The 25,321-nt window shown below is 54.0% G+C and carries 24 protein-coding genes; 11 read left to right on the top strand and 13 right to left on the bottom strand.

From position 1 onward, the window contains the following. Window positions 1–106: 106 nt before the first annotated feature. From lysS to xerD, 5 genes are all read right to left on the bottom strand, one after another. Entirely contained in the window at window positions 107–1,636 is a 1,530-nt protein-coding gene (gene lysS, locus EX31_RS13460) for a lysine--tRNA ligase (RefSeq protein WP_013574115.1), read from the bottom strand. Window positions 1,637–1,645: 9 nt separating this feature from the next. Further along, a protein-coding gene (prfB, locus tag EX31_RS13465; RefSeq protein WP_156106975.1) for a peptide chain release factor 2 occupies window positions 1,646–2,744 on the bottom strand; the annotation gives its coding sequence in 2 pieces (ribosomal slippage) (window positions 1,646–2,668 and window positions 2,670–2,744; 1,098 coding nt in all). A gap of 130 nt (window positions 2,745–2,874) precedes the next feature. Then, the gene (gene recJ, locus EX31_RS13470) at window positions 2,875–4,608 is read right to left on the bottom strand and encodes a single-stranded-DNA-specific exonuclease RecJ (RefSeq protein ID WP_037035218.1); all 1,734 of its coding nucleotides are present in this window, start codon (window positions 4,606–4,608) and stop codon (window positions 2,875–2,877) included. Between the two features lie 6 nt (window positions 4,609–4,614). After that, window positions 4,615–5,334 (bottom strand): bifunctional protein-disulfide isomerase/oxidoreductase DsbC, encoded by a 720-nt coding sequence (gene dsbC / locus EX31_RS13475; protein ID WP_037035219.1) that lies wholly within the window; start codon window positions 5,332–5,334, stop codon window positions 4,615–4,617. 25 nt (window positions 5,335–5,359) lie between these two features. Further along, on the bottom strand, window positions 5,360–6,319 hold the full coding sequence (xerD, locus tag EX31_RS13480) for a site-specific tyrosine recombinase XerD (protein WP_072012276.1): 960 nt from the start codon (window positions 6,317–6,319) through the stop codon (window positions 5,360–5,362). 99 nt (window positions 6,320–6,418) lie between these two features. Between xerD and fldB the strand changes: the two genes are divergently transcribed. Beyond that, window positions 6,419–6,937 (top strand): flavodoxin FldB, encoded by a 519-nt coding sequence (gene fldB, locus EX31_RS13485; protein ID WP_013574110.1) that lies wholly within the window; start codon window positions 6,419–6,421, stop codon window positions 6,935–6,937. Window positions 6,938–6,982: 45 nt separating this feature from the next. Here the strand turns inward: fldB and EX31_RS13490 are convergent, their stop codons facing one another. Both EX31_RS13490 and sdhE read right to left on the bottom strand, forming a co-directional pair. Next, window positions 6,983–7,435 (bottom strand): protein YgfX, encoded by a 453-nt coding sequence (locus EX31_RS13490; protein WP_013574109.1) that lies wholly within the window; start codon window positions 7,433–7,435, stop codon window positions 6,983–6,985. Beyond that, on the bottom strand, window positions 7,416–7,682 hold the full coding sequence (gene sdhE, locus EX31_RS13495; protein WP_037035260.1) for an FAD assembly factor SdhE: 267 nt from the start codon (window positions 7,680–7,682) through the stop codon (window positions 7,416–7,418). The genes EX31_RS13490 and sdhE overlap by 20 nt, the downstream gene beginning before the upstream one ends. Window positions 7,683–7,960: 278 nt before the next feature. Between sdhE and ygfZ the strand changes: the two genes are divergently transcribed. Then, window positions 7,961–8,953: a tRNA-modifying protein YgfZ gene (ygfZ, locus tag EX31_RS13500; protein WP_013574107.1), complete on the top strand. Its 993-nt coding sequence runs from the start codon at window positions 7,961–7,963 to the stop codon at window positions 8,951–8,953. A gap of 48 nt (window positions 8,954–9,001) precedes the next feature. On the opposite strand, the gene EX31_RS13505 is transcribed toward ygfZ, so the two are convergent. Next, window positions 9,002–9,532 carry a class IV adenylate cyclase gene (locus tag EX31_RS13505; RefSeq protein ID WP_013574106.1) on the bottom strand — a complete coding sequence of 177 codons (531 nt, stop codon included), beginning with the start codon at window positions 9,530–9,532 and terminating at the stop codon, window positions 9,002–9,004. Window positions 9,533–9,716: 184 nt separating this feature from the next. Between EX31_RS13505 and pfkB the strand changes: the two genes are divergently transcribed. From pfkB to EX31_RS13520, 3 genes are all read left to right on the top strand, one after another. Beyond that, on the top strand, window positions 9,717–10,661 hold the full coding sequence (gene pfkB, locus EX31_RS13510; RefSeq protein ID WP_037035220.1) for a 6-phosphofructokinase II: 945 nt from the start codon (window positions 9,717–9,719) through the stop codon (window positions 10,659–10,661). A gap of 159 nt (window positions 10,662–10,820) precedes the next feature. Continuing rightward, window positions 10,821–11,261 (top strand): DUF1198 domain-containing protein, encoded by a 441-nt coding sequence (locus tag EX31_RS13515; RefSeq protein WP_013574104.1) that lies wholly within the window; start codon window positions 10,821–10,823, stop codon window positions 11,259–11,261. 126 nt (window positions 11,262–11,387) lie between these two features. Further along, window positions 11,388–12,275 (top strand): AraC family transcriptional regulator, encoded by an 888-nt coding sequence (locus tag EX31_RS13520; RefSeq protein WP_037035221.1) that lies wholly within the window; start codon window positions 11,388–11,390, stop codon window positions 12,273–12,275. A 64-nt stretch (window positions 12,276–12,339) separates the two neighbouring features. Here EX31_RS13520 and EX31_RS13525 read toward each other — a convergent pair whose 3' ends face one another. Beyond that, window positions 12,340–12,675, bottom strand: coding sequence for a DUF2002 family protein (locus tag EX31_RS13525; protein WP_013574102.1), 336 nt, complete (start codon window positions 12,673–12,675; stop codon window positions 12,340–12,342). A 126-nt stretch (window positions 12,676–12,801) separates the two neighbouring features. Then, on the bottom strand, window positions 12,802–13,998 hold the full coding sequence (locus EX31_RS13530; RefSeq protein ID WP_051931030.1) for an MFS transporter: 1,197 nt from the start codon (window positions 13,996–13,998) through the stop codon (window positions 12,802–12,804). A gap of 272 nt (window positions 13,999–14,270) precedes the next feature. On the opposite strand from EX31_RS13530, the gene EX31_RS13535 reads away from it, so the two are divergent. Beyond that, window positions 14,271–14,576, top strand: coding sequence for an ElaB/YgaM/YqjD family protein (locus EX31_RS13535; RefSeq protein ID WP_013574100.1), 306 nt, complete (start codon window positions 14,271–14,273; stop codon window positions 14,574–14,576). 152 nt (window positions 14,577–14,728) lie between these two features. Here the strand turns inward: EX31_RS13535 and mngB are convergent, their stop codons facing one another. Together mngB and mngA are read right to left on the bottom strand one after the other, a co-directional pair. Continuing rightward, the gene (gene mngB / locus EX31_RS13540; RefSeq protein WP_037035222.1) at window positions 14,729–17,356 is read right to left on the bottom strand and encodes a mannosylglycerate hydrolase; all 2,628 of its coding nucleotides are present in this window, start codon (window positions 17,354–17,356) and stop codon (window positions 14,729–14,731) included. A gap of 50 nt (window positions 17,357–17,406) precedes the next feature. Then, entirely contained in the window at window positions 17,407–19,335 is a 1,929-nt protein-coding gene (gene mngA / locus EX31_RS13545; protein ID WP_037035223.1) for a PTS 2-O-a-mannosyl-D-glycerate transporter subunit IIABC, read from the bottom strand. 187 nt (window positions 19,336–19,522) lie between these two features. Between mngA and EX31_RS13550 the strand changes: the two genes are divergently transcribed. After that, window positions 19,523–20,242 carry a GntR family transcriptional regulator gene (locus EX31_RS13550; protein ID WP_037035224.1) on the top strand — a complete coding sequence of 240 codons (720 nt, stop codon included), beginning with the start codon at window positions 19,523–19,525 and terminating at the stop codon, window positions 20,240–20,242. On the opposite strand, the gene EX31_RS13555 is transcribed toward EX31_RS13550, so the two are convergent. Continuing rightward, the gene (locus EX31_RS13555) at window positions 20,243–21,694 is read right to left on the bottom strand and encodes a MocR-like pyridoxine biosynthesis transcription factor PdxR (protein WP_037035227.1); all 1,452 of its coding nucleotides are present in this window, start codon (window positions 21,692–21,694) and stop codon (window positions 20,243–20,245) included. A gap of 123 nt (window positions 21,695–21,817) precedes the next feature. Between EX31_RS13555 and EX31_RS13560 the strand changes: the two genes are divergently transcribed. From EX31_RS13560 to nrdE, 4 genes are all read left to right on the top strand, one after another. Next, window positions 21,818–22,249: a carboxymuconolactone decarboxylase family protein gene (locus EX31_RS13560; RefSeq protein WP_013574098.1), complete on the top strand. Its 432-nt coding sequence runs from the start codon at window positions 21,818–21,820 to the stop codon at window positions 22,247–22,249. A gap of 257 nt (window positions 22,250–22,506) precedes the next feature. Further along, entirely contained in the window at window positions 22,507–22,746 is a 240-nt protein-coding gene (gene nrdH / locus EX31_RS13565) for a glutaredoxin-like protein NrdH (protein ID WP_013574097.1), read from the top strand. Window positions 22,747–22,756: 10 nt separating this feature from the next. After that, window positions 22,757–23,161 carry a class Ib ribonucleoside-diphosphate reductase assembly flavoprotein NrdI gene (gene nrdI, locus EX31_RS13570; RefSeq protein WP_013574096.1) on the top strand — a complete coding sequence of 135 codons (405 nt, stop codon included), beginning with the start codon at window positions 22,757–22,759 and terminating at the stop codon, window positions 23,159–23,161. Further along, window positions 23,143–25,305: a class 1b ribonucleoside-diphosphate reductase subunit alpha gene (gene nrdE / locus EX31_RS13575; RefSeq protein ID WP_037035229.1), complete on the top strand. Its 2,163-nt coding sequence runs from the start codon at window positions 23,143–23,145 to the stop codon at window positions 25,303–25,305. The genes nrdI and nrdE overlap by 19 nt, the downstream gene beginning before the upstream one ends. Window positions 25,306–25,321 lie beyond the last annotated feature (16 nt).

Here is a 25,321-nt window from a genome sequence, read left to right on the forward strand (position 1 = left end):
GACGTGATTGCGGATAAGCGCTGGAGTTTTAAGCAGTTAGCATATGCCGTGATCTGTGGCATGAAAAAGGGCGCCGGAGCGCCCTTCTGGTGTTTCTGAGGAAAACTTATTTCTGTGTCTGCGGACGCATTGCCGGGAACAGGATGACGTCGCGGATGGTGTGGCTGTTAGTGAACAGCATAACCATACGGTCGATACCAATGCCCAGACCGGCAGTCGGTGGCAGGCCGTGTTCCAGCGCTGTCACGTAGTCTTCGTCGTAGAACATCGCTTCGTCGTCGCCTGCATCTTTCGCAGAAACCTGATCAGCAAAGCGCTGTGCCTGGTCTTCTGCGTCGTTCAGCTCAGAGAAACCATTACCGATTTCACGGCCACCGATGAAGAACTCGAAACGGTCAGTGATTTCAGGGTTCACGTCATTACGGCGCGCCAGCGGAGAAACCTCTGCCGGATACTCGGTAATGAAGGTTGGCTGGATCAGCTGTGCTTCGGCGGTTTCTTCGAAGATCTCGGTCACGATACGGCCCAGACCCCAGCTCTTCTCGATTTTGATACCGAGTGATTCTGCGATAGCGGTCGCTTTTGCCAGATCGTCGAGATCAGCCACGTTAGTTTCCGGACGGTATTTGCAGATCGCTTCACGCATGGTCAGCTTGGCGAATGGCTTGCCGAAATCGAAAGTTTGGTCGCCGTACTGCACAACGCTGCTGCCCAGAACAGATTCAGTCAGGGTGCGGAACAGAGTCTCGGTCAGAACGATCAGGTCTTTGTAATCCGCGTACGCCATGTAGAGTTCCATCATGGTGAACTCTGGGTTGTGACGCGGAGAAACGCCTTCGTTACGGAAGTTACGGTTGATTTCGAACACGCGATCGAAGCCACCGACAACCAGACGCTTCAGATACAGTTCCGGCGCGATACGCAGGTACATGTCGATATCGAGCGCATTGTGGTGAGTGATGAACGGACGCGCCGCCGCACCGCCAGGGATCACCTGCATCATCGGGGTTTCGACTTCCATGAAGCCGTTTTCCACCATAAAGCTGCGGATGCCAGACATGATCTGAGAACGGATTTTGAAGGTCTTACGGGAATCTTCGTTAGCGATCAGGTCGAGATAACGCTGACGGTAACGCGCTTCCTGATCCTGCAAGCCGTGGAATTTGTCCGGCAACGGACGCAGTGCTTTGGTCAGCAGACGCAGTTCAGAACAATGGATCGACAGTTCGCCGGTCTTGGTTTTGAACAGTTTACCGGTCGCACCCAGGATATCGCCCAGATCCCATTTCTTGAATTGCTCGTTGTAGATGCCTTCTGCGAGGTCATCACGCGCAACGTAAAGCTGGATACGGCCACCGACATCCTGCAGGGTCACGAAAGATGCCTTGCCCATAATACGGCGGGTCATCATACGGCCACCCACGGTGACTTCGATGTTTAATGCTTCCAGTTCTTCGTTGGTCTTTTCGCCATATTTCGCATGCAATTCATCAGAGATGCTGTCACGACGGAAATCGTTAGGGAAAGCGATACCGGATTCGCGCAGTAAAGCCAGCTTCTCACGACGAGATTTCAGCTCGTTGTTAAGATCTGGTACGTTTTCTGCGCTTTGCGCTGCTGGTTGTTGCTCAGACATTTTGGTTCCTCATAACCCGGCTTTCAAACTTGCCTCAATGAATTTATCCAGGTCGCCATCCAGTACGGCCTGCGTATTTCGCGTTTCGACGCCCGTGCGTAAATCTTTAATACGGGAATCATCCAGCACGTAAGAACGAATCTGGCTGCCCCAGCCGATGTCAGACTTGTTGTCTTCCAGCTGCTGTTTGTCCGCATTTTTCTTTTGCATCTCATACTCATAAAGCTTCGCACGCATCTGCTTCATGGCCTGATCTTTGTTTTTATGCTGGGAGCGGTCGTTCTGACACTGGGTCACAATATTGGTCGGAAGGTGGGTAATACGTACCGCAGATTCCGTTTTGTTGACGTGCTGACCACCCGCACCGGACGCACGGTATACGTCGATACGCAGGTCGGCAGGGTTAATTTCGATTTCGATGTCGTCATCCACTTCCGGATACACAAACGCGGAACTGAACGAGGTATGGCGGCGGCCGCCGGAATCAAACGGGCTTTTACGCACCAGGCGATGAACGCCGGTTTCCGTACGCAGCCAGCCAAACGCATAATCACCGATGATCTTGATGGTCGCGGATTTCAGGCCAGCGACTTCACCGTCAGATTCTTCAATAACTTCAGTTTTGAAACCTTTGGCTTCTGCCCAACGCAAATACATACGCAGCAGCATGCTCGCCCAGTCCTGGGCTTCCGTACCACCGGAACCGGCCTGGATATCGAGGTAGCAGCTCGCGCTGTCGTATTCGCCGGAGAACATGCGGCGGAATTCAAGCTGTTCCAGTTTGGCGGTCAGTACGTCGAGTTCGGCAACCGTTTCGTTGAAGGTGTCTTCATCCTCGGCTTCAACAGCCAGTTCCAGCAGGCCGGTCACATCTTCCGCGCCCTGCAACAACTCATCGATGGTTTCAACAATAGCTTCCAGTGAGGAACGTTCTTTGCCCAGCGCCTGTGCGCGTTCTGGCTCGTTCCAGACGTCCGGCTGTTCCAGCTCGGCGTTTACTTCTTCGAGGCGTTCTTTCTTGGCATCATAGTCAAAGATACCCCCGAAGAACGACTGTCCGCTCGGACAGGTCCTGAATGCGGTTTTTAACCGGATTAATTTCAAACATGATTTTTCGCGTCTTACGTTAGATTCGGAGTTGGCCCAATGCCATTCGAACCGCAGATTCTAACGGAATTAGCGGTCTTTTTATAGCAAGGAGCCGTTTTTTTGCAGGGTTTATTACCGGCGTAAATCGCTTATTTCGGCCATAAATGTTCGATAATCAACTGAACGCTGCGATTTCCCCGAAATTCATTGATATCCAGCCGGTAGGCCAGTTGCACTTCGCGGATGCTGCTGTCCGGCCAGAAAGTCGGATCGATATTAAAAGCAATACCATCGAGCAACGGACCGCCGCCGACGGGTTCAATCATCAGCTTGAGATGACGCTCTTTCAGCAGTTTCTGTTGCAGGATACGGAACCTGCCGTCAAAGGTCGGTTCCGGGAACGCCTGTCCCCACGGGCCGCCGTCGCGCAGCATTTCAGCCGTATCAATCGTCAGTTCACGGGCCGACAGCTCGCCATCCGACCAGACCACACCTTCCAGATGCGAAGGATCCAGCCATTCACCGACCAGTGCAGCGAAACGATCACGAAATTCGTCGAACTTGCTCTCTTCCAGCGACAAACCGGCTGCCATCGCGTGTCCGCCGAATTTCATCATCAGACCGGGATTAAGCGTATCGAGACGTTCCAGCGCATCGCGCATATGCAATCCGGCAATCGAACGACCGGACCCTTTCAGAATGCCTTCACCCGCCGGTGCGAACGCAATCACCGGGCGATTAAAACGCTCTTTCAGACGTGATGCCAGAATGCCGACCACCCCCTGATGCCACTCAGGATGATACATCGCCAGCCCGAACGGCAGCGCGTCGGTACTGCTTTCCAGCTTGTCACACAGCGCCAGCGCTTCGACCTGCATGCCCTGCTCTATCTCACGGCGGGTCTGGTTCAGCGCATCCAGATCGCTTGCCAGCGCACGCGCCTGACCGATGTCTTCACTGAGTAACAGCGCCACGCCAACCGACATATCATCAAGACGTCCGGCGGCATTCAGCCGTGGTCCAAGCGCAAAACCTAAATCACTGGCGCACAGCGTACGGGCTTCGCGCCCGGCCACTTCCAGCAACGCGCGGATCCCCGCACGGCATTTTCCGGCACGAATGCGGTTCAGCCCCTGATACACCATGATGCGGTTGTTGGTATCAAGCGGCACAACGTCCGCTACCGTGCCGAGCGCCACCAGATCCAGATGCTCCGCGAGATTGGGGATCGCCAGACCGTTTTGTTCAAACCAGCCACTTTCGCGTAATGCACTGCGCAGCGCCAGCATCAGATAAAACGCCACACCGACACCCGCCAGCGATTTGGACGGAAACTCGCAACCGACCAGATTCGGGTTAATGATCGCTTCGGCATCCGGTAATATTTCGCCCGGCAAGTGGTGATCGGTGATCAGCACCTGAATGCCTTTTTCATGGGCGAGCGTCACGCCCGCGTGAGAAGAAATGCCGTTATCGACGGTGAGGATCAACTCTGCACCGCGCGACGCCGCCTGTTCAACCACTTCCGGGCTGAGACCATAACCGTCTTCGAAACGGTTCGGCACCAGATAATCCAGATTACCGCAGCCCATGCTGCGCAAGGAAAGCAACGTCAGCGCCGTACTGGTCGCGCCATCAGCATCGAAGTCGCCAACGATAATTATGCGCAGACGCTCAGCCAGCGCTTTTTGCAGCAAGGCAACGGCGGTATCAATGCCATCAAGCTGCTGATAAGGCAGCATACCGCGCACGCCGCGCTCCAGCTCGTGGCTTTGTGTCACACCGCGAGCGAGATACAGCCGGCGTAACAGCGGGGAGAGTTCGGCGGGAAGATCCACGCCAGTCGCCGCCTCACGACGGCGAAGTTGAGTCTGCAAGGTCACGAAAAATCAACCACCGGTTTTATGTGAAGGATCCTGCTGGTCGAGCATGGCAGCCATTTCTTTCGGCGGCTGATAACCAGGGATCAAAGTTCCGTCTGCCAGCACGATGGCCGGAGTGCCAGTTACGCCGAACTGAACGCCCAGCTCAAATTGCTTCGCAATATCACTGGTTTTACAGGTTGCCGGCGTGATGTGATCGCCGCGCATTGCCGCATCAAAGTTGGTTTTGCGGTTGCCTGTACACCAGATAGATTGCATGTCTTTCTCGGTTTTGGAATTCAGCCCCTGACGCGGGAAGGCCAGATAACGGATGGTTATGCCAAGATCGTTATAGTCCTGTATCTGCTGATGCAGCTTGTGGCAATAGCCGCAGGTGATATCGGTAAACACCGTGATCACATGCTTTTCATTTTTGGCTTTATAAATGATCATCTCGTTTTGTAACGCATCCATCTTCTTCACCAGCGCTTTGTTGGTGACGTTAACCGGATGGCTGCCGCTGACGTCATACAGCGGGCCTTGCAAAACGTGTTTGCCGTCGTCGGTAATGTAAAGGGTGCCGCTGTCGGTAGAAACCGCACTCAGGCCGGTTACCGGCGAAGGCTGGATGTCGGCATGGCTCATGCCCAGTTTGCCCAGCGTGGCTTTGATTGCTGCTTCATCAGCATGGACCGCGGAGCTCATACACGCAGCCAGAAGTGTCAGCAGCATTAAACCTTTTTTCATCATGTCGTCCTTTTTCTCCGGCCTGTTATGCACGGGGATGATGTTGTTGATGTAGCAGTTTGAGTCGTTCAGTCGCTACATGGGTATAGATTTGTGTGGTCGATAAGTCACTGTGACCTAACAACATTTGCACGACGCGCAGATCCGCACCGTGATTCAATAAGTGGGTGGCGAAAGCGTGGCGCAGAACGTGGGGAGACAACCGCTCCGCATCAATGCCCGCAAGAATCGCATAGTGTTTGATGCGATGCCAGAACGTCTGGCGTGTCATTTGCTGCGCCCGGTTGCTGGGGAACACGATATCCAGCGATTGTCCGTTCAGCAGCCACGGCCTGCCGTGTTCGAAATAATTTTCGATCCAGTACACGGCTTCTTCGCCCATCGGCACCAGCCGTTCTTTGTTGCCTTTACCGATAACCCGCACCACACCCTGGCGCAGGCTCAGATCACTGAGCGTCAGCCCGACCAGTTCCGAAACACGCAAACCGGTGGCGTAAAGCAGCTCCAGCATGGCTTTATCACGCAGTTCAAGAGGCACATCGACACTCGGTGACGCCAGCAATGCGTCTACCTGCGCCTCACTGAGATCTTTCGGCAGGCGTTGCGGTAATTTAGGCGAAGACAACAGCGCGGTCGGGTCATCCTGACGCACGGACTCACGGTTCATGTACTGAAAGAGGCGACGCATCGCGCTAAGTAATCGTGCCGAGCTGGTGGCTTTGTATCCGCCCTCAATACGCTCGGAGAGGAACAACTGTAAATCTTCGGCGCTGACGTGCAGGAGATCGGTATTGTTATGATGCAGCCAGCCCAGCAATGATTTCAGATCCTGACGGTAGGATGACAGCGTATTTTCCGCGAGATTGCGCTCAATCCAGAGCATATCCAGAAACTGCTCAGTCAGGCTCTGATCGGCCTCATTAACCGCTGGTGTCACCGGCTCAGGCGTAACATCCTGAGGATTCGCATTATCTTGTTTTGGCATCCCGACTCCTCTTACTCACGACGGCCATTATGCCTTTCATGCGCCCAAATCTGCTACACTGGCTGCCATTCGTATTCTGATAACGTTATGGCAGCAAGTATGAAGATCGGACTTTTCTACGGTTCCAGCACCTGTTACACCGAAATGGCAGCGGAAAAAATCCGCGATATTTTGGGCGAAGAACTGGTTGATTTGCATAACATAAAAGATGTTGATCCCGACAGAATGGAAGATTACAACATCCTGATCCTGGGCATCCCGACATGGGATTTTGGCGAAATCCAGGAAGACTGGGAAGCGGTCTGGAATCAACTCCCAACGCTGAAACTACGCGGCAAAATCGTCGCCATGTACGGCATGGGCGACCAACTCGGCTACGGCGAATGGTTCCTTGACGCGCTCGGCATGCTTTATCATCAGCTGGTTCCCCTTGGCGTGCATTTCATTGGTTTCTGGCCGACAGAAGGCTTTGAGTTTACCAGCCCGAAACCGCTGAGTGCGGACGGCAAGCATTTCGTCGGGCTGGCTCTGGATGATGTGAACCAGTTCGATCTCACCGAAGAGCGCCTGCAACAATGGTGCGAACAGATCCTGCTGGAAATGGACGCCCTGCTTTAACGCAGCATAAGAACACGGCGTCAGCCTTCCATGGACATGCCCCTCTCAGCCCGGTTTTACCGGGCTACGCGGAGTGCCACTGAGCAATATCTGTCGCAACCGCCGCCACTCTTCCAGACTCATGCTGTCCGACGCCAGCCATAACCGCTGCCTTGAACTGCGCATCGCCTGCGCCAGCCCGCCTTTACGTTTTTCGCGACGAAGCGAGAGCAGTACGCCGTGGCTTATCATCCATACCGGCTGTTTAATCTGCCATTCATGGCCGCGCCATAAAAGACGGTTATCCTCGAGCAGGATCATTTCACCTGTGCGTGCTGTAATACGCCGCTGGCTGCGGATGCATTCAAACAACACCAGCAAAAGCAACGTCATCCATACCGGCCAGTAACCCGCAGGCCAGGGTGCCAGCAAAATCAGCAACATCACTGCACCGTAACATCCCAGTGAAATAAGCTGACTGCGCCAGGACACCCTGAGATCACATCGCCACAGGGCCACGGGCTTTGTTTCGAGTCTGAATAAGGGCGACCATACGCTGCAATTCGGTGTCTTTCGGTTCGCCGTGATTCATCAGCCAGTTGAACAGATCCGGATCATCACAGGTCAGCAAGCGGACAAATACTTCTTTATCGGTCTCGCTCAGCGAATCATATTCATATTCGAAGAACGGCATGATGGAGATATCCAGCTCGCGCATGCCACGACGGCAGGCCCAGTGAACGCGGGAACGATTATTAATATCCAGTTGGTTTTTGCTTTCCATAACAAGACTCTTTTTTAGGATACAGAATGAGAATTCTTTTATATAGAAAGCGATTCTAACAGCCCGTTGCGCAGGGGCGTAACTTTTCAGTGCCCTGTTTTGTCAATCTCTGTGATGTGCTGGAAAACCTGATGCAAACCTGTCGTTTGTCTTACATTCTCTGGAAGGCGTCCTGGAAAAGGCACCAATAACTGTTTTCAAAGCGGATGGGCTCTTTTACCATGGGGCATCAGTCACATTTCATTGACCGGGATTAGAAAATGGCTAACGAATTTCCCTTTCCACCGCAAAAACCTTCAGCGTCTTCTCACCTGCCGCTGACATTGATTTCACTGGAAGACTGGGCACTGGTGACCATGACCGGCGCAGACACCGTGAAATACCTGCAAGGCCAGGTCACTGCGGATGTCGATGCGCTGGCCGCCGATCAGCATATTCTCTGTGCGCACTGTGATGCGAAAGGGAAAATGTGGAGTAATTTGCGCCTGTTCAAGCGTGGCGATGGTATGGCGTTTATTGAACGCCGCAATTTGCGCGACACACAGCTTACAGAAATCAAAAAGTACGCCGTATTTTCTAAAGTGACGTTCACTGCCGATGACGATGTGGTGTTACTCGGTGTGGCCGGTTTTCAGGCCAGTGCTGCTCTGACCGGGCTTTTTTCAACCTTGCCAACGGCTGAACAGCAGGTCGTACAACAAGATGAAACCACACTGCTGCATTTCTCCCTGCCAGCCGAACGTTATCTGATTGTCACCAGCCCGGAAAAAGCCCGTCAGGTGGTGGAAGAACTGGGTGAACAGGCACAACGCAACGACAGCCAGCAATGGCTGGCGCTGGATATCGAAGCCGGGTTCCCGGTGATTGATACCGCCAACGCCGTGCAGTTTATCCCGCAGGCCACCAATATTCATGCGCTCGATGGCATCAGCTTTACCAAAGGCTGCTACGCCGGGCAGGAAATGGTGGCGCGAGCAAAATACCGCGGTGCGAACAAACGTGCATTGTACTGGCTGGCAGGTAAAGCGAGCAAAGTGCCTGCCCCGGCGGACGATCTCGAACTGCAACTGGGTGAAAACTGGCGCCGGACCGGCACCGTTCTGGCAGCCGTTCAGCTCAGCGACGGCACGCTTTGGGTTCAGGCCGTGCTGAATAATGATCTGGAAGCCGATGCCAGTCTGCGGGTGCGCGATGACGCGACCAGCCAGTTGAGCATTCAGCCGCTGCCATATTCGCTGGAAGAAACGAAGTAACTTTCAACCTATTGCCGCCTTCCTGATATGAAGGCGGTGATTATAAATTTACTCGTGAAGGTGTTTGCCTTTCGCATTCAGCAAATCCACATACGCCTGATCCACCAGTTCCTGGCGGTCAATCCCCAACCTTTCCAGTAAGTCTTCTGCAATGACAATGCCCTGCTCAGGCGTTTCATCATCCGCAAGCACAACCTCGAATTCCAGATAATCGCCCAGCCCTTTTACCCTGTCGAGATGCAGACGGGTTTGTCCGATCATAAAAAGAGTCCTCTGTTTGATGACCCGTCCGGCAGCGCCATAGGCCAGCGTCAGGGTTTCGCGCAGACTGTCAGGATCATGCGTTTCTGAAAGTGTGTAGAAGCTGGTTTTCGGTCCCGCCTTGTCAGGACGCTGATAGAAAATCAGCTCGCCGCGATCGGGCGCTAATGTGCGCAATTTCAGGCGTCCGTGCGGACACACGAAAAAAGTGTCGTCCTGCTCAATGATGTCCGGCAATCCATCAGAAAGCAGCGCGATTTTTTCATACAGCGCAGAGAAATCATCTACCCTGGCTTTGATCTCAATGTTTCTGGCCATCTTTCACTCCTTAAAAGTTCATGCGTTTTTATACTGATTCAATGAACATGGAGTGACCTTACAGTGACATTATGTTGAACCGCAAGGGAGTTTGATCTCGCGCGTTAAATCGCCAATCAGGTGCTGCAAAAACAGGTCAGGATGCTAACCTGAATTCAGTTTTTGGAAAATTGAGGGAACGATAATGACCAAAATAGTCACACTCACACTGGCACCTTCGCTCGACAGTGCCACTCTCACCCCTAAGATTTACCCGGAAGGTAAATTGCGTTGTACGGCCCCTGTGTTCGAACCCGGCGGCGGCGGTATTAATGTAGCGCGTGCCATTGTTTATCTGGGCGGCCAGGCTACCGCATTATTTCCGACGGGAGGCCCGACAGGTGCACATCTGGTTCAGTTGCTGCACGACGAGGGGATCACCACAGACACGCTGGAAACCCAGGACTGGACCCGCCAGAACCTGCACGTTCACACCGAAAATACCGGCGAACAATATCGTTTCGTGATGCCGGGCGCGCGACTTACGGAGGCTGAATTCGCGGGCCTTAGCGCGAAAATCGAAAAGATCCCTGCCGGCTCAATACTGGTCATCAGCGGCAGTTTGCCACCGGGCACGCACATTACGGCACTGACAGAGTTAATCAGGAAAGCGCAGAAAGCCGGTTTACGCTGCATTCTTGACAGTTCGGGTGATGCACTGGCCGCGGGCCTGAAGCTCGGCGGGCTGGCGCTGGTCAAACCGAACCAGAATGAACTGGCCGCGCTGGTCGGGCATTCTCTGGAAAATCCGGGGGATGTTCTGGCTGCAGCTCAGCAAATTATCCGTGACGGTGGTGCTGAACGCGTGGTCGTTTCTCTGGGGCCACAAGGTGCGCTGGCCGTGGACGCGAACAGCTCATTCCAGGTTGTCCCACCGCCGGTGAAAAAAATGAGTACCGTTGGCGCAGGTGACAGCATGGTCGGCGCGATGACCCTCAAACTGGCCGAAGGGGCTGATTTACTCGACATGGTTCGCTTTGGCGTGGCCGCCGGTAGCGCGGCAACACTCAATATCGGTACGCGTCTGTGCTCGGATAAAGATACTCAGCAAATTTATCAGTATCTGTGCCAGCAAACACCGGCTCACTAGAGCCAAACCCCGCTTCGTGAAGGCTCAGCACCTTCACGAAGCGAAAATTCTTTGTCACTCCTTCACGTATTTACCCTGATTAGCAGATAAACTCGCAGCATCGGGTGTTGCATGCACCTTTCACATCACGCCAGAAAAGGCCGGAGGCCAGAGTCCAGAATGATATGGATTATGCTTGCTGCAATTGTTGTGGTTTTTATTGTGGGTTATTGGTTTATGACAGCAGATACCCGTAAAGCGAATGATTCTCTCGCCAGTCTGTTGAAAATAAAGCCGGTTTATATCGATTCCATGTTGCTGGAAATGGGCAAACGTCAGAGCCAGATGTTTATCCGCTCAATCAGCGGTGGCTATGCTGAAGAAATCCGCAAAGCTGCTTATGTTGTTTTTATTTATCAGACGTTTATTAAAGATCCCTCGGAAGAGAATATCGTCCGCTGGCGAAACATTTTAGTACGCGCGCATCTGCCGCCACAGTTAAGCAGCGAACACGCCGAGCTGGCGCTGTTCTATTTTGCCGAACTGGATATCGAACCCTTCGAGCTGGCGCAGTTTCGCCGCGACTACAACGAAACCTATAACCAAATCCATCTGGTTTAACGTTCCGGTTCGCCTCAGAAATGGCCCTTACCCGGGCCATTTTCTTTTCTGCTGCATTGAAAAAGCAATCTCAGTCAGGACAACCCCTCACACGGCGGGCAAAGTAAACGCCATGAAGGAGAGGAAATGAATCACGACAAAAGCCAGCTTTATCAGCGACGTTTTCAGCAGGTATTTACCTATATAGAACAGTATCTGGACAGTCCGATGACCGTGGAGCAACTAAGTGAAGTCGCCTGTTTCTCACGTTTTCACTTTCACCGGCAGTTCAGCCAGTTCTGTGGGGTCAGCGTCAGCCGCTACATCACGCTGATGCGTCTGAAACGCGCCTCGTTCCGGCTGGTACAAAACCCGCACGAGAAGGTGATTGGTATCGCGCTGGATGCCGGATTTGAAAACCCGGAGTCGTTTTCCCGTGCCTTCAGGAACACTTTTGGCCTGAGCCCCAGCGAGTTTCGCAAAAATCCTGTCTGGGTCGACTGGCATGTGCATTTTCAATTTCCCGGCAGGGAAAATCAGCAGAGGCTGGAAAATATGGAAGTCAAAATCATTGAAGTGGAACCCATGCAGGTCGCGGTGCTGGAACATCTCGGGGATCCGATGCGGGTGAGCAATACGGTCGCAACGTTTATCGAATGGCGCAAAGCTTCCGGGCTTTCGGATTACACACAGCGCGGCACTTACGGTATTCCGTATAACGATCCGATGGTCACGCCGGGCGAGGAATTCCGCTTCGATGTCTGCGGCGAACTTAACCCGCAGGCTAATGGCACCGTGCCGGAAAATCCGCAGGGAGTGATCGGCAAAACGCTGCCGGGTGGACGTTGCGCGGTGGTTCGACACGTCGGAGCGTATGACCGGATAAGTGACAGTGTTTATTATCTTTATCGCGAATGGTTGCCGCACAGCGGAGAGGAATTACGGGATTTTCCGGTTTATTTCCGCTACCTGCATCTTGATCAGGAATTACCGGAGCATGCGCAGCAAACCGATATTTTGTTGCCGCTGAAATGAGATAAAAACCTGAGGAAACAGCGCTGGTGAAATCAGCGCTGTCTGTTTCTGTTCCGTCGCCGGATTATCTGAACACGTTGTCCAGATAGCTCGCCAGGATCTGGCGTGAACTGAAACCATGGCAAATGCCATAGTAAGTTTCATTGTCGCTGGAGACATCCAGCGGGAAATTCTTGTAGGCTTCACTGCTGCGAAACGATGCTGTGGGTTCAGCAAAACGCTCACTGCGCTCTTTCAGCGCCGGGTGTATTACCAGGGCAGTCCGGCCAAACCGCGCTTCCCGGTTTACATACACATAATGCTCGCCCCGGCGGTAACCGTAAGCTTTATCATCAATAAAATCACGTTCAAACCCAGAGGTTTCTAAAACACGTGCCACTTCATCTGGCCGTAAATACATGGTTGCTCCTCGCTTCTTTAACCGCAAGGCGACCTTACCGCAATAACTCTGCCAGACAATGCGTTTATCCCCGATTTCGGCGTATTTAGGATTTATCTAAATGCCTTAACCCTGCAATTTTAAGGGCTATTCAGCAGGAGATTGCCGCGAAGTATTTACCCACAATCTGAGGGTCAGCAGCCAGGCAATCACCACCATAAATGCCGCCGCAAGATAAATAGACGGCGTCCCAAAATGCGAAATAATCAGCCCGGCTACCGGTCCGGTAATACCGAGCCCCAGATCCAGAAAGGCGGAATACAGCCCCAGCGCCGTGCCCTGATTTTGTGGCGGTACCTGTTTTACCGCTTCCACACCCAGCGCAGGGAAAATCAGCGAGAAGCCGGAACCGGTAAGAAAGGCGCCCAGTTGCACCGACAACGGATCGTGGCCCAGCCAGATCATCAGTAACCCTGCGACTTCAAACACAAAGGACACCAGTGAGACCCGCAGGCCGCCGAACCGGTTAATCATGTTGCCGAAGACGAGGCGCGCGCCGACAAATCCGAGGCTGAATAAGGTGAGCGTGAATGCCGCGCCGCTCCAGCCTTTATCAGCGTAGTAAAGGGTAATAAAGGTGGCGATAACGCCGAACCCGATGGTGCCGAATCCCAGCCCGAGGCCATACAGCCAGATGCGCCCGACCACCGCTTTGAATGCAATCCGCTTACCGGCGGTGACGGAAATCGCGGCTTTCATGCTGGCCAGTATGGCGGCAAACGCGGCAGCGACGATAATCAGTACCGCCACCCCCATCAGCCCGTAAGCATGGTTGAGTAACACGCCGAGCGGCGCACCGACGGCCATTGCGCCGTAAGTCGCCACACCATTCCAGGAAATCACGCGCGCGGTATGTTTCGCGCCTACCGCACCAATTCCCCACAGCGTGGTTCCGGTGCTGCCGAAGCTTTCACCGATACCCAGAAAGATGCGGCCAACACAGAGCATCAGCAGGCTCGCCAGCGGAAACGCCGAAAACCAAAACGCCATCGCGTAAAAAATACCGCTGATCCCGCAGCAAATAAGGCCAAAAATGACCACCCGTTTCGGGCCAAGGAGATCGGCATATCGCCCGGCGTGCGGCCGGCTGATGAGCGTCGAGAAATACTGAACACTGATCACCAGCCCCGCCAGCACCGAGTTATATCCCAGCGTGTTATGCACAAAGCCCGGCAACACCGCGAGCGGCAAACCAATGGTCAGATAAACAACGAAAGTGAACAGCATGAACGACAAAATGCGTTTGTTGAGCAGAGCGTTAGAACGCAATGTACTTAAAGACATGGGCGGACCCGAAAATGAGATCACTGAGAGTGGAATAAACAGTATAAACAGGTTTGGCCTTCAAAACGGGCTAAAAATGTTATCGGCTGTAACGCGGATTTTGTTTTGCAGAGAAATCTGAGCCGCATCACGCCAGCCCTCGTCCCGCCTGACTTCTGACACAGTACCATGGCCTTAAAAGGTCCAAAATCATAGGCATTTGTCCTTAAAGAACCATCCGGTACAACATTATGGTCTATGCTTAATACAACAGTCACACAAGGAGAGACGGAATGTTTAAGAGAACAGATAAAGTAGAAAAAAATATCGATCAGGACGTAACCCTGCTGGCGGACACGCTGGATGAAGTGCTTCAGTCTGCAGGTGATAAATCCAAGGATGAATTGGATAAAATCCGCAGCAAAGCACAGGGTGTATTGCGTGAAACCCGTGCGCGTTTCAACAGCGAAAAATTAAGTCAGCAGGCACGCGATGCGGCGGCGACTGCCAATGATTATGTGAAAGATAATCCGTGGTATGGCGTCGGTGCAGGTGCCGCAATCGGTATTGTTATCGGTGTTCTTTTGGGACGCCGCTAACGTAAAAGGCAATTTGCGATGTTTCACTCCTGTGTCGGGAATATGGCTTAAAAACCTGAAACATCCGCGTGGCTCCCTCATTGCCGCGCGATTGCTAAGAAAAGACGACGGAGCCTTCGGGCTCCGTTTTCTATTTTTGGATCCCTTTAACGTTAAAAATGAACGCGAAAACTCTTTGACTGACAGGGTTTAAACGTCCCCAGGTCACCTTTTTTATGTTGAGAAGATGCCTGCGTTTCATCCATGCGCACTTCCTGCCATCCGGTGACGACGGCGTTCACCTGCAGGCTGTCTTGCAGACTTTGCGTTTCCGACGGGTTATAAACCCGCACAATCAGCGCCTCTTCATCTTCGGCTTTTTTCAGCGCACTGAGCACCGAACCTGAAATGCATTTCTGCATCAGACTGAAGCGGGATGGCGTCTTGTTATTCGTCAGGTTTAACTTCATCGCGTCATACGGGATTTTGTTGTAAGTACGCACCGGCGTCAGGTAATCACGCGCATGTTGCATCACGCTGGCCTGAATGTGGTCGCCGCTGAAACCAAACAGTGCAAAACGATAAACCTGTTTGCCGGGCATCTGGGAATCGGGTGTCGGCATTTTAATGCCGGAAGGACGTCCCGGACGCAGCAACAGATTTTCCTTACCCAAAACACCAACGGCACGGAACAGTGTCAGCGCAAAGGTATCGTGCCGCTCCCCCACCACTTCAAACTCGCGTAACCCTTCGGTAAACAGTGCCAGCCCCTGATGGCCGTCCTGTAACGCCGCGAAATTCATCAGTTGCCACACCGGCACCGGCGCTTCTTTCCAGCCTTCTGCTTGCCAGTTTTCCATCGCCGGATCCCTTACCGGACGGGTGATACAACCAAACTGATTGTCAGCCACCACCGTCTGGCTGGCAAACGGCGTGGGGATCAGCACCCGCAGGCGGTGATCTTCAGCATGGTTTGCCAGCGCCATTTCGATCTCAATCCGGCGGCTGTTCTTTGCCAGCGTCACGTTGATGGTCACGGGGATTTCACTGTTGAGTGTTCGCATTGCGCGATCTTCCAGCGTACGCGGCAGCGGCATTGTCAGAGAAATGGTCGCGGTACTTTGCCACGGCTGATGCTGATAGCTGACCCCGGCCACCAGGTTGCCAGAGGTGAGCAGCCACTCATCGCGCGCCGGAGAATAGTCATATTCATCGCCATCATCCGAGCCGTTTTCCAGCTCCAGTACCTGCTGATAGCGGCGGAATGTCTGTTTATCAAGAATATCCAGCGTACCGTTCGGGTTAACCGTCACACGGTAATAATCGTTTTCCAGCGCGTCTTCTCCCTGCGGCGCAGGCAGCAAAATCCCCGGCTGGTGCGGCGTGACGTTTAACGTCACGTAACCCATCGCAGGCAGCGTGGCGCAAAGCTGAATGTCGTATTCCATAAACGGATCGTAATTGCCGTAATGCACAATTTGCCTGTCCACCAGCCCCGGGTCGATCTCCCGCGCTTCGCGGATGAAATACGGTACAACATGACCCTGGTCGTCGGTCAGGCTGAAAGAGGAGGCACGGATCCGCACGGTGGTATTGACCGTTTCCTGCCGCGGATGCAGGGAGAAGTTGAACAGCGCCAGCCGGTCAGCGGTGTGACCGTCGGGTTGCAGGTTGTCGATGATTTTGCGCATCGTGAACTGAATGAGGTTTTCGGCCATGTCGTCGGCGAGAATAAAGCGCGACATGATTTCCTGATGAACCTTGTCACTGCAACAACAGCCGATGCTGTCGTGTGCGTGGTTCTTCATGATTTCCTTCCACATTTTTTCGATCAGGCCGTGATGGTAATCAAAACCTAACTGCCAGGCGATGGAACACAAGGGTTCGAGCACGTTCACGATTTTGTTCTCAATCGCTGCGTTGGCTTGTTTGATGTCCATGCGGGTCGAGGAAATGGTGCGGTGAACGCGCATGTATTTGCCGTCGTTGAACTCCCCGCGCAACAGCGCCAGTTGCGGTTTGATGGCGTCGATACGTTCAAAAATGTCTTCAAAACGGCTGAGCTGGAAACTGCGTTGCGGATAGATCCGGCGCAGCATCTCCATGATGGTAAAGATATTTTGTTGTATCGGCATCTGGTCATGGCCGTTGGGCAGCAGGATATCGCCGGTCAGTGACGCGGCTTCCAGCACCGGCAAATACTTATCCAGTCGCTCGCGCAGTGCCTCTTCATCCTCTGGTAAATATTTGCCGATCGCATAACCCAGCGGCAGCACCTGCACGGTGACTTCGCTGCTGTCGTTACTCTGCCAGCGGAACTCGGTTTTATCCGTGCCGTGGCGTTCCGAGCACCCGCGCCAGAACATGGCATGTTGCAGGCCAAAACCATTAAAGATATGCGGTAGCTGAGAAGACATGCTGAAGGAATCGGGCAGATAGCCGATTTTCATGGGTTCGCCAAACTCGCGGCAATCACGCATGCCATACAGCAGATTGCGCAGGATGGACTCACCGCTGACCACCATCGTATCGGTTTGCGTATACCACGGGCCGATGATCAGCTTTCCGGCTTCGACCAGCGCTTTCACCCGCTGGCGGTTTTCCGGGCAAACCGCAAAATAATCTTCGAGGATCGCCGTTTGTCCGTCCATCACGTAGAACGGATAGTCAGCGTCATTTTCCAGACGAACGAGGATCTCCGCCATGTTATTGACCAGCAGGATCCGCGAGGCTTCCGTCGTGAAATACCATTCGCGATCCCAGTGCATATGCGGGGTCAGATGAACGCGGGAAACAGTCATAAAATCATTCCTTTCAAGCCCAACAGGGCACAATGTGAGTTAACCCAAAATTAAGAAGAAGGGATGTCTACGGTGAAATGTCCCTGTCGTACTGCATAGCCGCGCCAGCTCAGCAGAACCAGTGTAGAAATCACCGTGCCCGCCAGCGCCGCGCCCAGCCAGATGGCTGCCGACAGCCAGCCGCCTAATCCGCCGTCGTGCAGCAGGAACATGGAGAAAATGCCCGCGCCCGGCGTGGAAAGGCCGATCCCGGCCGCACCGACGATCGCACCAGTGACAACTGATCCCGCCAGGAAGGAGCCGATAACACGCAGCGGATCTTCAATCGCCATCGGGATCGCGCCCTCGGTGATCCCCGCCAGGCCCAGCAGCCAGGTGGATTTACCGGTTTCGATTTCAAACGATTTAAACAGGTGTGGCGCCAGCAGGGTTGAGGCGGTCACGGTAAATGCCGAGACCATTTTGGTCGCACCGAAAATGGCGTAAGGGCCGTACACGCCGTTTGCCATCGCGCCCAGACAAAATGCATAAGCGGCTTTGTTGACCGGCCCGCCCAGATCGAAGGAGCACATAAAGGCAATCAGTGCGCCAAGCACAAGTGCATTGCTGCCGGATAATCCGTTCAGCCATGCGGTCAGGCTGGTATTGAGCCACGCCACCGGTTCGCCGATGATGAACAGCATGATGCTGCCGGTGACCAGCGTGCCGAGCACCGGATAGAGGTAAAACATCAGGAAACCGTTGAAGCTGGCGCTCAGGCGGACATGCTTTTTCATCCAGCGCATGACGTAACCGGCAATCAGCCCGCCCGCCACGCCACCGAGAAACCCCGCGCCGATCATGTTGGCGCACAGTCCGGCGGCGAAGCCTGGCGTCAGCGCCGGTTTATCCGCCAGCGAATACGCGGTATAGGCCGACAACACCGGCACCATCAGAATACCCAACATGCCGCCGCCAAGCTGGCGGTACATCCACAGCCACGACTCTTTTTGCGCGTAAATTTCCTGCCAGCCAAACAGTTGTGCGATCAGCACGGTCACCGCCAGCAACGAACCACCGGCCACAATCAGCGGTACAGCAAAGGAAATCCCGCTCAGCAATGCCTGTTTTAAATCTGCCCTGATGCTGGTTTTCTGCGGTTTAACCGGCGCTGATGTCACGGTTTCACCGGGTTGACGCTGTATCGCCAGCGCCTGCTGCAGCACCGCTTCGGCGCGACGAATGGGTTCCGCCACCGGTACCTGGACGCGCGGGATCCCGTCAAAGCGCTGACTGTCTTTGACTGCCACTTCAGCGGCAAAAACGCAGGCCACGGCGCGGTCACACTGCGCGGCAGTGATCGGATCCTCAATGCCGCTGGCGCCCTGCTTTTCAACATGAATGCGGATACCCAGTTTTTTCGCTGCCTTCTCCAGATATTCTGCCGCCATATAAGTGTGCGCGATGCCTGCCGGACAGGCGGTCACGCAGACCACCAGCGGCGCATCGTCTGGCAAGGCCTGAGGATCCCGGCTTTCCGGCGCAGGTTCCGCGCCCAGTAATGCCAGCACGTCCTGCGCATTACGCGCCGCCAGCAACGCAGCACGCGTCTCATCATCCACCAGCCGCGTGGTCAGTGCCGTCAGTAACTGCATGTGAGTCGATCCCGCTTCCGCTTCAGGGATCGCCAGCAGGAAGATCATATTCACCGGCTCATCGCCATCCACACCCTGCCATAACAGCGGATGCTCCAGCGTTGCCAGCGCAAAAGCGGCGCGCCTCACGCTGGCCGATTTACCGTGCGGTACGGCCAGCCCTTTGCCCAGCGCGGTCGGACCTTCGTTTTCTCGTTCAGTCACTGCGTGCAGGAACGCCTGCGCATTGTCGAGGATCCCCTGCTGATCGAGCTGGCGAACGAGAAAGCCGATCGCCTGCTCACGGCTGGAAAAACGGGTATTGAGGTGTAACAGGTCGGGAGAGGTCAGTGATGTGAGATCCATAAGTTGTCCTGTCTGAATCGATGTAAAATCAATATTTGTATTACAGTTGTATTATATTTGTATTAAACACTAACTCCACCCAGGATGAATGTGATCCGGATAGAAGATCTTTCGTTCCGTTGTATTGTTTTTGCAGGGTCTGCGAACTGCTACACTCGTCAGAAAGTGCCAGACAGGAATCTGAAACGTGAGTAATCAGCCGCTTTACCGCCAGATCGCTTCGCAAATCCGCGATCAGATCCAGCGCGGAGAAATCAAAACAGGCGATGCGCTGCCGACAGAATTGCGTCTGCGCGAGCAGTTTGGCGTCAGTCGTGTGACGGTACGCCAGGCGATTAAGTTGCTGGTCGAACAGGATGTACTGGAAAGCGTGCAGGGCAGCGGGACTTACGTGAAGGAACCGAAGGTCAATTACGATATTTATCAGCTGACCAGTTTTGATGAAAAGTTACAGCCGCTGGATATGCCGTCGCACAGTGAGGTTCTGGCGTTCTCCGTCGTGAAGCCACCGATGGGTATCGCCGAAGCACTGGCATTATCTGAACAGGCGCGGGTGTATTACATCAAGCGGTTGCGCTTTATTGTCAGTAAGCCGGTGACGCTGGAAGAAACCTGGATGCCGCTGGATTTGTTCCCCGACCTGACCTACGAAGTGATGCAGGGGTCGAAATATGCCTGGATGGAGCAGACCAAGCATCTGGTGATTGACCGCAGCGAGCAGGAAATTATCCCGCTGATGCCGAACAAAGAGATGGTGTCACTGCTGGGTGTGCCCGCAGATCAGCCGATTTTGCAGAAGATCTCGAAGGGTTTTCTGGCGGACGGCACGGTGTTTGAATTCAGCCGCAATACCTTCCGCACCGATGATTATAAATTCACGCTGGTCGCGCGGCGGATGCCGCACTGATCAGCGGCTGTTTTCAAGCACTGCCGCCAGCCGCTGCACCAGCCCGTCCGCCTGTTGCTGCGAACTGATATTCACAAATCCCATCAACAGGCCGTTCGGACGTAAAGCCTCGCCCCTCACGTGGCGCTCAACCTGCCAGTCGGACAGCGCCTGCACTGCCAGCCCCTGTTCACGGGCATTTGTGGCGATCAGCGCATCATCCAGCGCGGCATTCAGTGTGGTGCAAAGCTGGATCCCGCCGACCTGCTGGCTCACACGTAATATGTCCGCCGGAAACGCCGCCGTCAGCGCCTTTTCCAGATAGCCGCGCCGCTTAGCATAAAGCTGACGCATCCGTTTCAGATGCCGGTAGAAATGCCCCTGCTCGATAAATTCCGCGATACTGCTTTGCACCAGAGGCGGCGTTCCGCAAATTCGCAGCGGGCAATACGCTTCGATTTTTTCCACCAGACTGTCCGGCACCACGACATATCCACAGCGAAGCGCCGGAAACATCACTTTGCTGAATGTTCCCGCGTAAATCACCCTTCCCTGCGTATCGAGGCTTTTCAGCGAAGGCAAAGGCTGGCCGTGATAGCGGAACTCGCTGTCGTAATCATCTTCGATAATCCACGCCTGTTGCTGCGCTGCCCAATCCAGCAAGGCCATACGCCGCGCTAAACTCATGGTCACACCGGTCGGACTTTGATGAGCGGGCGTCACCACGGCAAATCGTGCGTTCGCAAACTGCGCCACCGCCTGCGGAACATTCATGCCTTCATCATCAACATTCACCGCCATCGGCGTGGCACCGGCGGCACGGAAAAATGCCTGCGTGACCGGATAACCCGGGTCTTCCAGCCAGACGCCGTCGCCCGGTTGCAGCAGGCTGCCGATGATCAAATCCAGCACCGGCGCATAGCCGCCGCAAATAAATATCTGTTCAGGACGACAGGTAAATCCGCGGGAAAGTTGCAGATAACGGGCGACGGCGTGGCGTAAAACGTCCGTGCCTGCCAGCGGCGGATGGCCTAAATCATTCATGCTGGTGTGACGAATTTGCCGTGAAACAATGCGCGACCAGATCGCACGCGGGAACGCATCCAGTGCCGGAAGCCCGAGCTGGAAAGGCAGGGAAGAAACGGAAGGCAACATCGGGTTGACGGGTTTACGCCCGGCATCTTCTCTGACCGGCGAGGGTGCGGGCGCGGATAAACTTTCCGGCGCGCTGACCACCGTTCCGGCCTGTCCGCGGCTTTGCAGAAAGCCTTCCGCCATCAGCAAGCCATAGGCATTTTCAACCGTGGCGCGTGCCACGCCGAGTTCGCTGGCCAGCGCCCGCACCGACGGCACACGGCTGCCGCGTTTAAGCTGTCCTGCCATGATCGCCTGTTTCACCCGCTGATAAATCTGCCGGTAAAGCGGTGCTTTGTGTCGGGGATCGAGATGAAAGGCAAGGTCGAAGCGGTTCATTCATGACCTGCTTAAAGAGACATTTTATGGCCCTGTAGTATAGACCATACGCAGCGTAAAGTAGCGGTCATTGAGACGCACCCTGCGTCGCTGTTTAGCCCGAAACGCCCAGAGGAAATCATCATGACTGCACTTCGCCTGCCTTACTATTCCCTGTCTTCTTCGGTGATGGAACCGATGAAAGCCGCGCTCGGCGCACTGGAAAACGGTCCGCTGGATAACGTGATTATCGAGCTGGCGTTCCTGCGTGTGTCACAAATTAACGGCTGCGCCTATTGCCTGGATATGCATTCCAAAGCGTTGCGTAAAATGGAAGTCGCGCAGACCAAACTGGATCAGCTGGCGGGCTGGCAGGTCAGCCACGTGTATTCTGAGCGTGAACGTGCCGCACTGGCGTGGGCCGAATCACTGACATTCGTTGCCGCTACCGGCGCACCGGACAACGCCTTTGAGCCGCTGAAAGCGCAATTCAGCGACGTGGAAATCTCGGAACTGACCTTCGCCATCGGTCTGATGAATGCGTTTAACCGCCTCGCGGTGGGTATGCGCCAGTAATTTGACCGCTTAAAAATTGAACTAAAAAAAGTTTTTCCTCGCCAGCCCGCTTCCTGCGGGCTTTGCCGCTTTTGCAATAAGCAAATTTAGAAAATCTACATATTGTGTGGTTGAAAATCCAAATCACTACATCTAGTATTCAGTTCATCGGGACGCCACGATGGCACCGACTCTCGCGCCTTTCCCCCGGCTGAAGCAGCCGCACATCGGGAAGGCAAAAATTGTCTCTGATTTCTTACAAGATGGAAATACGAATCATGAGCATTATTATTTACAGTAAACCAGACTGTGTCCAGTGCAACGCGACCTACCGTGCATTAGATAAACAAGGCATCGCTTACGAAGTTGTGGATTTGACTCAGGATGAGCAGGCGCTCGGCCAGGTTCGTGCGATGGGCTATCAGCAGGTTCCGGTGATTGTGGCCGGTGACGATCACTGGTCTGGTTTCCGTCCGGACAAAATCAGCGCCCTGCGCCAGCTCCAGAACGCGTTCTGAGGGCCGGCGGATGAATCCGTTGGTCTATTTTTCCAGCAGTTCAGAAAACACCCATCGTTTCGTCGGCAGAACAGGATTGCCGGCGATCCGTATCCCGGTAGATCGTCAGCCTGAAAAATTGCGTGTGGACTTACCGTATATTCTGGTGGTGCCGAGCTACGGCGGCGGTTCGGCCAAAGGCGCGGTGCCGACACAAGTGATCCGTTTTCTGAACGACGAACATAACCGTTCACTCATCCGCGGCGTTATCGCCGCCGGAAACACCAACTTCGGCGCAGCGTATTGTATTGCCGGCGATATTATTTCCCAAAAGTGTCAGGTGCCTTACCTGTACCGTTTTGAGTTGCTGGGAACGCCGGAAGACGTTGCAAAGGTCAGACAGGGAGTAACAGAATTTTGGCAGCGACAGAACTAGCAATTACCGACCCCGGCACCCGCGGCCCGGACTATCACGCGCTTAATGCGATGCTGAATCTGTTCGATGCTAACGGCCAGATCCAGTTTGATAAAGACCGCCTGGCCGCGCGCCAATACTTCCTGCAACACGTCAATCAGAACACGGTGTTTTTCCACAATCTGGCGGAGAAACTGCGTTATCTGGTGGAAGAAGGCTATTACGAAGCCAGCGTGCTGGATCAGTACGCTTTTGACGATATTAAAGCGTTATTCAAACAGGCTTACGCCAAAAAATTCCGCTTCCAGACGTTTCTGGGCGCGTTCAAGTATTACACCAGCTACACGCTGAAAACCTTCGACGGCAAACGCTACCTTGAACGTTATGAAGATCGCGTGTGCATGGTGGCATTGACGCTGGCGCGCGGCGATATCCAGCTCGCTGGCCATTTTGTTGATGAGATCATCTCCGGCCGTTTCCAGCCTGCCACGCCGACGTTCCTTAACTGCGGCAAAAAACAGCGCGGTGAGCTGGTGTCGTGCTTCCTGCTGCGCATTGAAGACAACATGGAATCCATCGGTCGCTCGGTGAACTCGGCGCTGCAACTTTCCAAACGCGGCGGCGGTGTGGCGTTTATGCTGACCAATATCCGTGAAGTGGGCGCGCCGATTAAGCGCATCGAAAATCAGTCTTCCGGCGTTATTCCGATCATGAAAATGCTGGAAGATGCCTTCTCTTACGCCAACCAGCTCGGTGCGCGCCAGGGCGCGGGGGCGGTCTATCTGAACGCTCATCACCCGGATATTCTGCGTTTCCTCGATACCAAACGCGAAAACGCCGACGAAAAAATCCGTATTAAAACGCTGTCGCTGGGTGTGGTTATTCCGGATATCACGTTCGAACTGGCGAAGAATAATGAAGATATGTACCTGTTCTCGCCGTATCACGTGGAGAAAGTGTACGGCGTGCCGATGTCTGAAATCAGCATCAGCGAGAAGTATCGCGAGATGGTGAATGACAAGCGCATTCATAAAAGCAAAATCAACGCGCGTGAATTCTTCCAGGTGCTGGCGGAAATTCAGTTCGAATCCGGCTACCCGTACATGATGTTTGAAGACACGGTTAACCGCGCCAATCCGATCAAAGGTCGCATTAACATGAGTAACCTGTGTTCGGAGATTTTGCAGGTGAATTCGCCGACGATCTACGGTGAAGACCTGTCTTATCAGGAAACTGGCAAAGACATTTCCTGTAACCTCGGTTCGCTGAATATCGCTTCGGCGATGGATTCACCGGATTTCGGCAATACTGTCGAAATGGCGGTTCGTGCGCTGACGGCGGTGTCTGACATGAGCCACATCCGCTCAGTGCCATCTATTGATCAGGGGAATCAGGATTCGCACGCCATCGGCCTCGGCCAGATGAATTTGCACGGTTACCTGTGTCGCGAGCGTATTTACTACGGTTCGGAAGAAGGTCTGGATTTCACCAATATCTATTTCTGCACCGTGGCTTTCCACGCGATCCGCGCCTCGAACCAGATCGCCATCGAGCGTCAGCAGTCGTTTAAAGGCTTCAGCGATTCCACCTACGCCAGCGGCGCGTATTTCGACAAATATGTCGATGATGCACTGGCGGCAAAATGGCAGCCGAAAACCGGGCGCGTGCGCGAACTGTTTGCAGATGCCGGTATTGCCATTCCGACCACGGCGGACTGGGCGGCGCTGAAAGCCTCCGTGATGCAGCATGGTCTTTATAACCAGAATTTACAGGCGGTGCCGCCCACCGGTTCTATTTCCTACATCAATAATTCGACGTCGAGTATTCATCCGATTGTGTCCCGCGTAGAAATCCGCAAAGAGGGCAAAATTGGCCGTGTGTATTATCCGGCGGCGTTTATGACCAACGACAATCTGGATTACTACCAGGATGCCTATGAAATCGGCCCGGAAAAAATTATTGATACCTACGCCGAAGCCACGCAGCACGTCGATCAGGGGTTGTCGCTGACGCTGTTCTTCCGCGATACCGCCACCACGCGCGACATCAATAAAGCGCAGATTTACGCCTGGCGCAAAGGCATCAAAACCATTTATTACATCCGTCTGCGCCAGATGGCGCTGGAAGGCACCGAAGTTCAGGGCTGCGTTTCCTGCACGCTGTAACCGACTGAAAGGATTT

This window comes from Rahnella sp. WP5 (assembly GCF_000745615.1).
Lineage (GTDB): Bacteria > Pseudomonadota > Gammaproteobacteria > Enterobacterales > Enterobacteriaceae > Rahnella > Rahnella aceris.

Coding starts and splice junctions, on each gene's coding strand:
- EX31_RS13520 (WP_037035221.1), top strand. CDS start 11,388: ATGAATCACGACAAAAGCCAGCTTTATCAGCGACGTTTTCAGCAGGTA.
- pfkB (WP_037035220.1), top strand. CDS start 9,717: ATGACCAAAATAGTCACACTCACACTGGCACCTTCGCTCGACAGTGCC.
- EX31_RS13560 (WP_013574098.1), top strand. CDS start 21,818: ATGACTGCACTTCGCCTGCCTTACTATTCCCTGTCTTCTTCGGTGATG.
- EX31_RS13505 (WP_013574106.1), bottom strand. CDS start 9,532: ATGGCCAGAAACATTGAGATCAAAGCCAGGGTAGATGATTTCTCTGCG.
- lysS (WP_013574115.1), bottom strand. CDS start 1,636: ATGTCTGAGCAACAACCAGCAGCGCAAAGCGCAGAAAACGTACCAGAT.
- dsbC (WP_037035219.1), bottom strand. CDS start 5,334: ATGAAAAAAGGTTTAATGCTGCTGACACTTCTGGCTGCGTGTATGAGC.
- EX31_RS13530 (WP_051931030.1), bottom strand. CDS start 13,998: ATGTCTTTAAGTACATTGCGTTCTAACGCTCTGCTCAACAAACGCATT.
- mngA (WP_037035223.1), bottom strand. CDS start 19,335: ATGGATCTCACATCACTGACCTCTCCCGACCTGTTACACCTCAATACC.
- EX31_RS13515 (WP_013574104.1), top strand. CDS start 10,821: ATGATATGGATTATGCTTGCTGCAATTGTTGTGGTTTTTATTGTGGGT.
- EX31_RS13555 (WP_037035227.1), bottom strand. CDS start 21,694: ATGAACCGCTTCGACCTTGCCTTTCATCTCGATCCCCGACACAAAGCA.
- nrdI (WP_013574096.1), top strand. CDS start 22,757: ATGAATCCGTTGGTCTATTTTTCCAGCAGTTCAGAAAACACCCATCGT.
- fldB (WP_013574110.1), top strand. CDS start 6,419: ATGAAGATCGGACTTTTCTACGGTTCCAGCACCTGTTACACCGAAATG.
- EX31_RS13535 (WP_013574100.1), top strand. CDS start 14,271: ATGTTTAAGAGAACAGATAAAGTAGAAAAAAATATCGATCAGGACGTA.
- ygfZ (WP_013574107.1), top strand. CDS start 7,961: ATGGCTAACGAATTTCCCTTTCCACCGCAAAAACCTTCAGCGTCTTCT.
- xerD (WP_072012276.1), bottom strand. CDS start 6,319: ATGCCAAAACAAGATAATGCGAATCCTCAGGATGTTACGCCTGAGCCG.
- EX31_RS13525 (WP_013574102.1), bottom strand. CDS start 12,675: ATGTATTTACGGCCAGATGAAGTGGCACGTGTTTTAGAAACCTCTGGG.
- nrdH (WP_013574097.1), top strand. CDS start 22,507: ATGAGCATTATTATTTACAGTAAACCAGACTGTGTCCAGTGCAACGCG.
- mngB (WP_037035222.1), bottom strand. CDS start 17,356: ATGACTGTTTCCCGCGTTCATCTGACCCCGCATATGCACTGGGATCGC.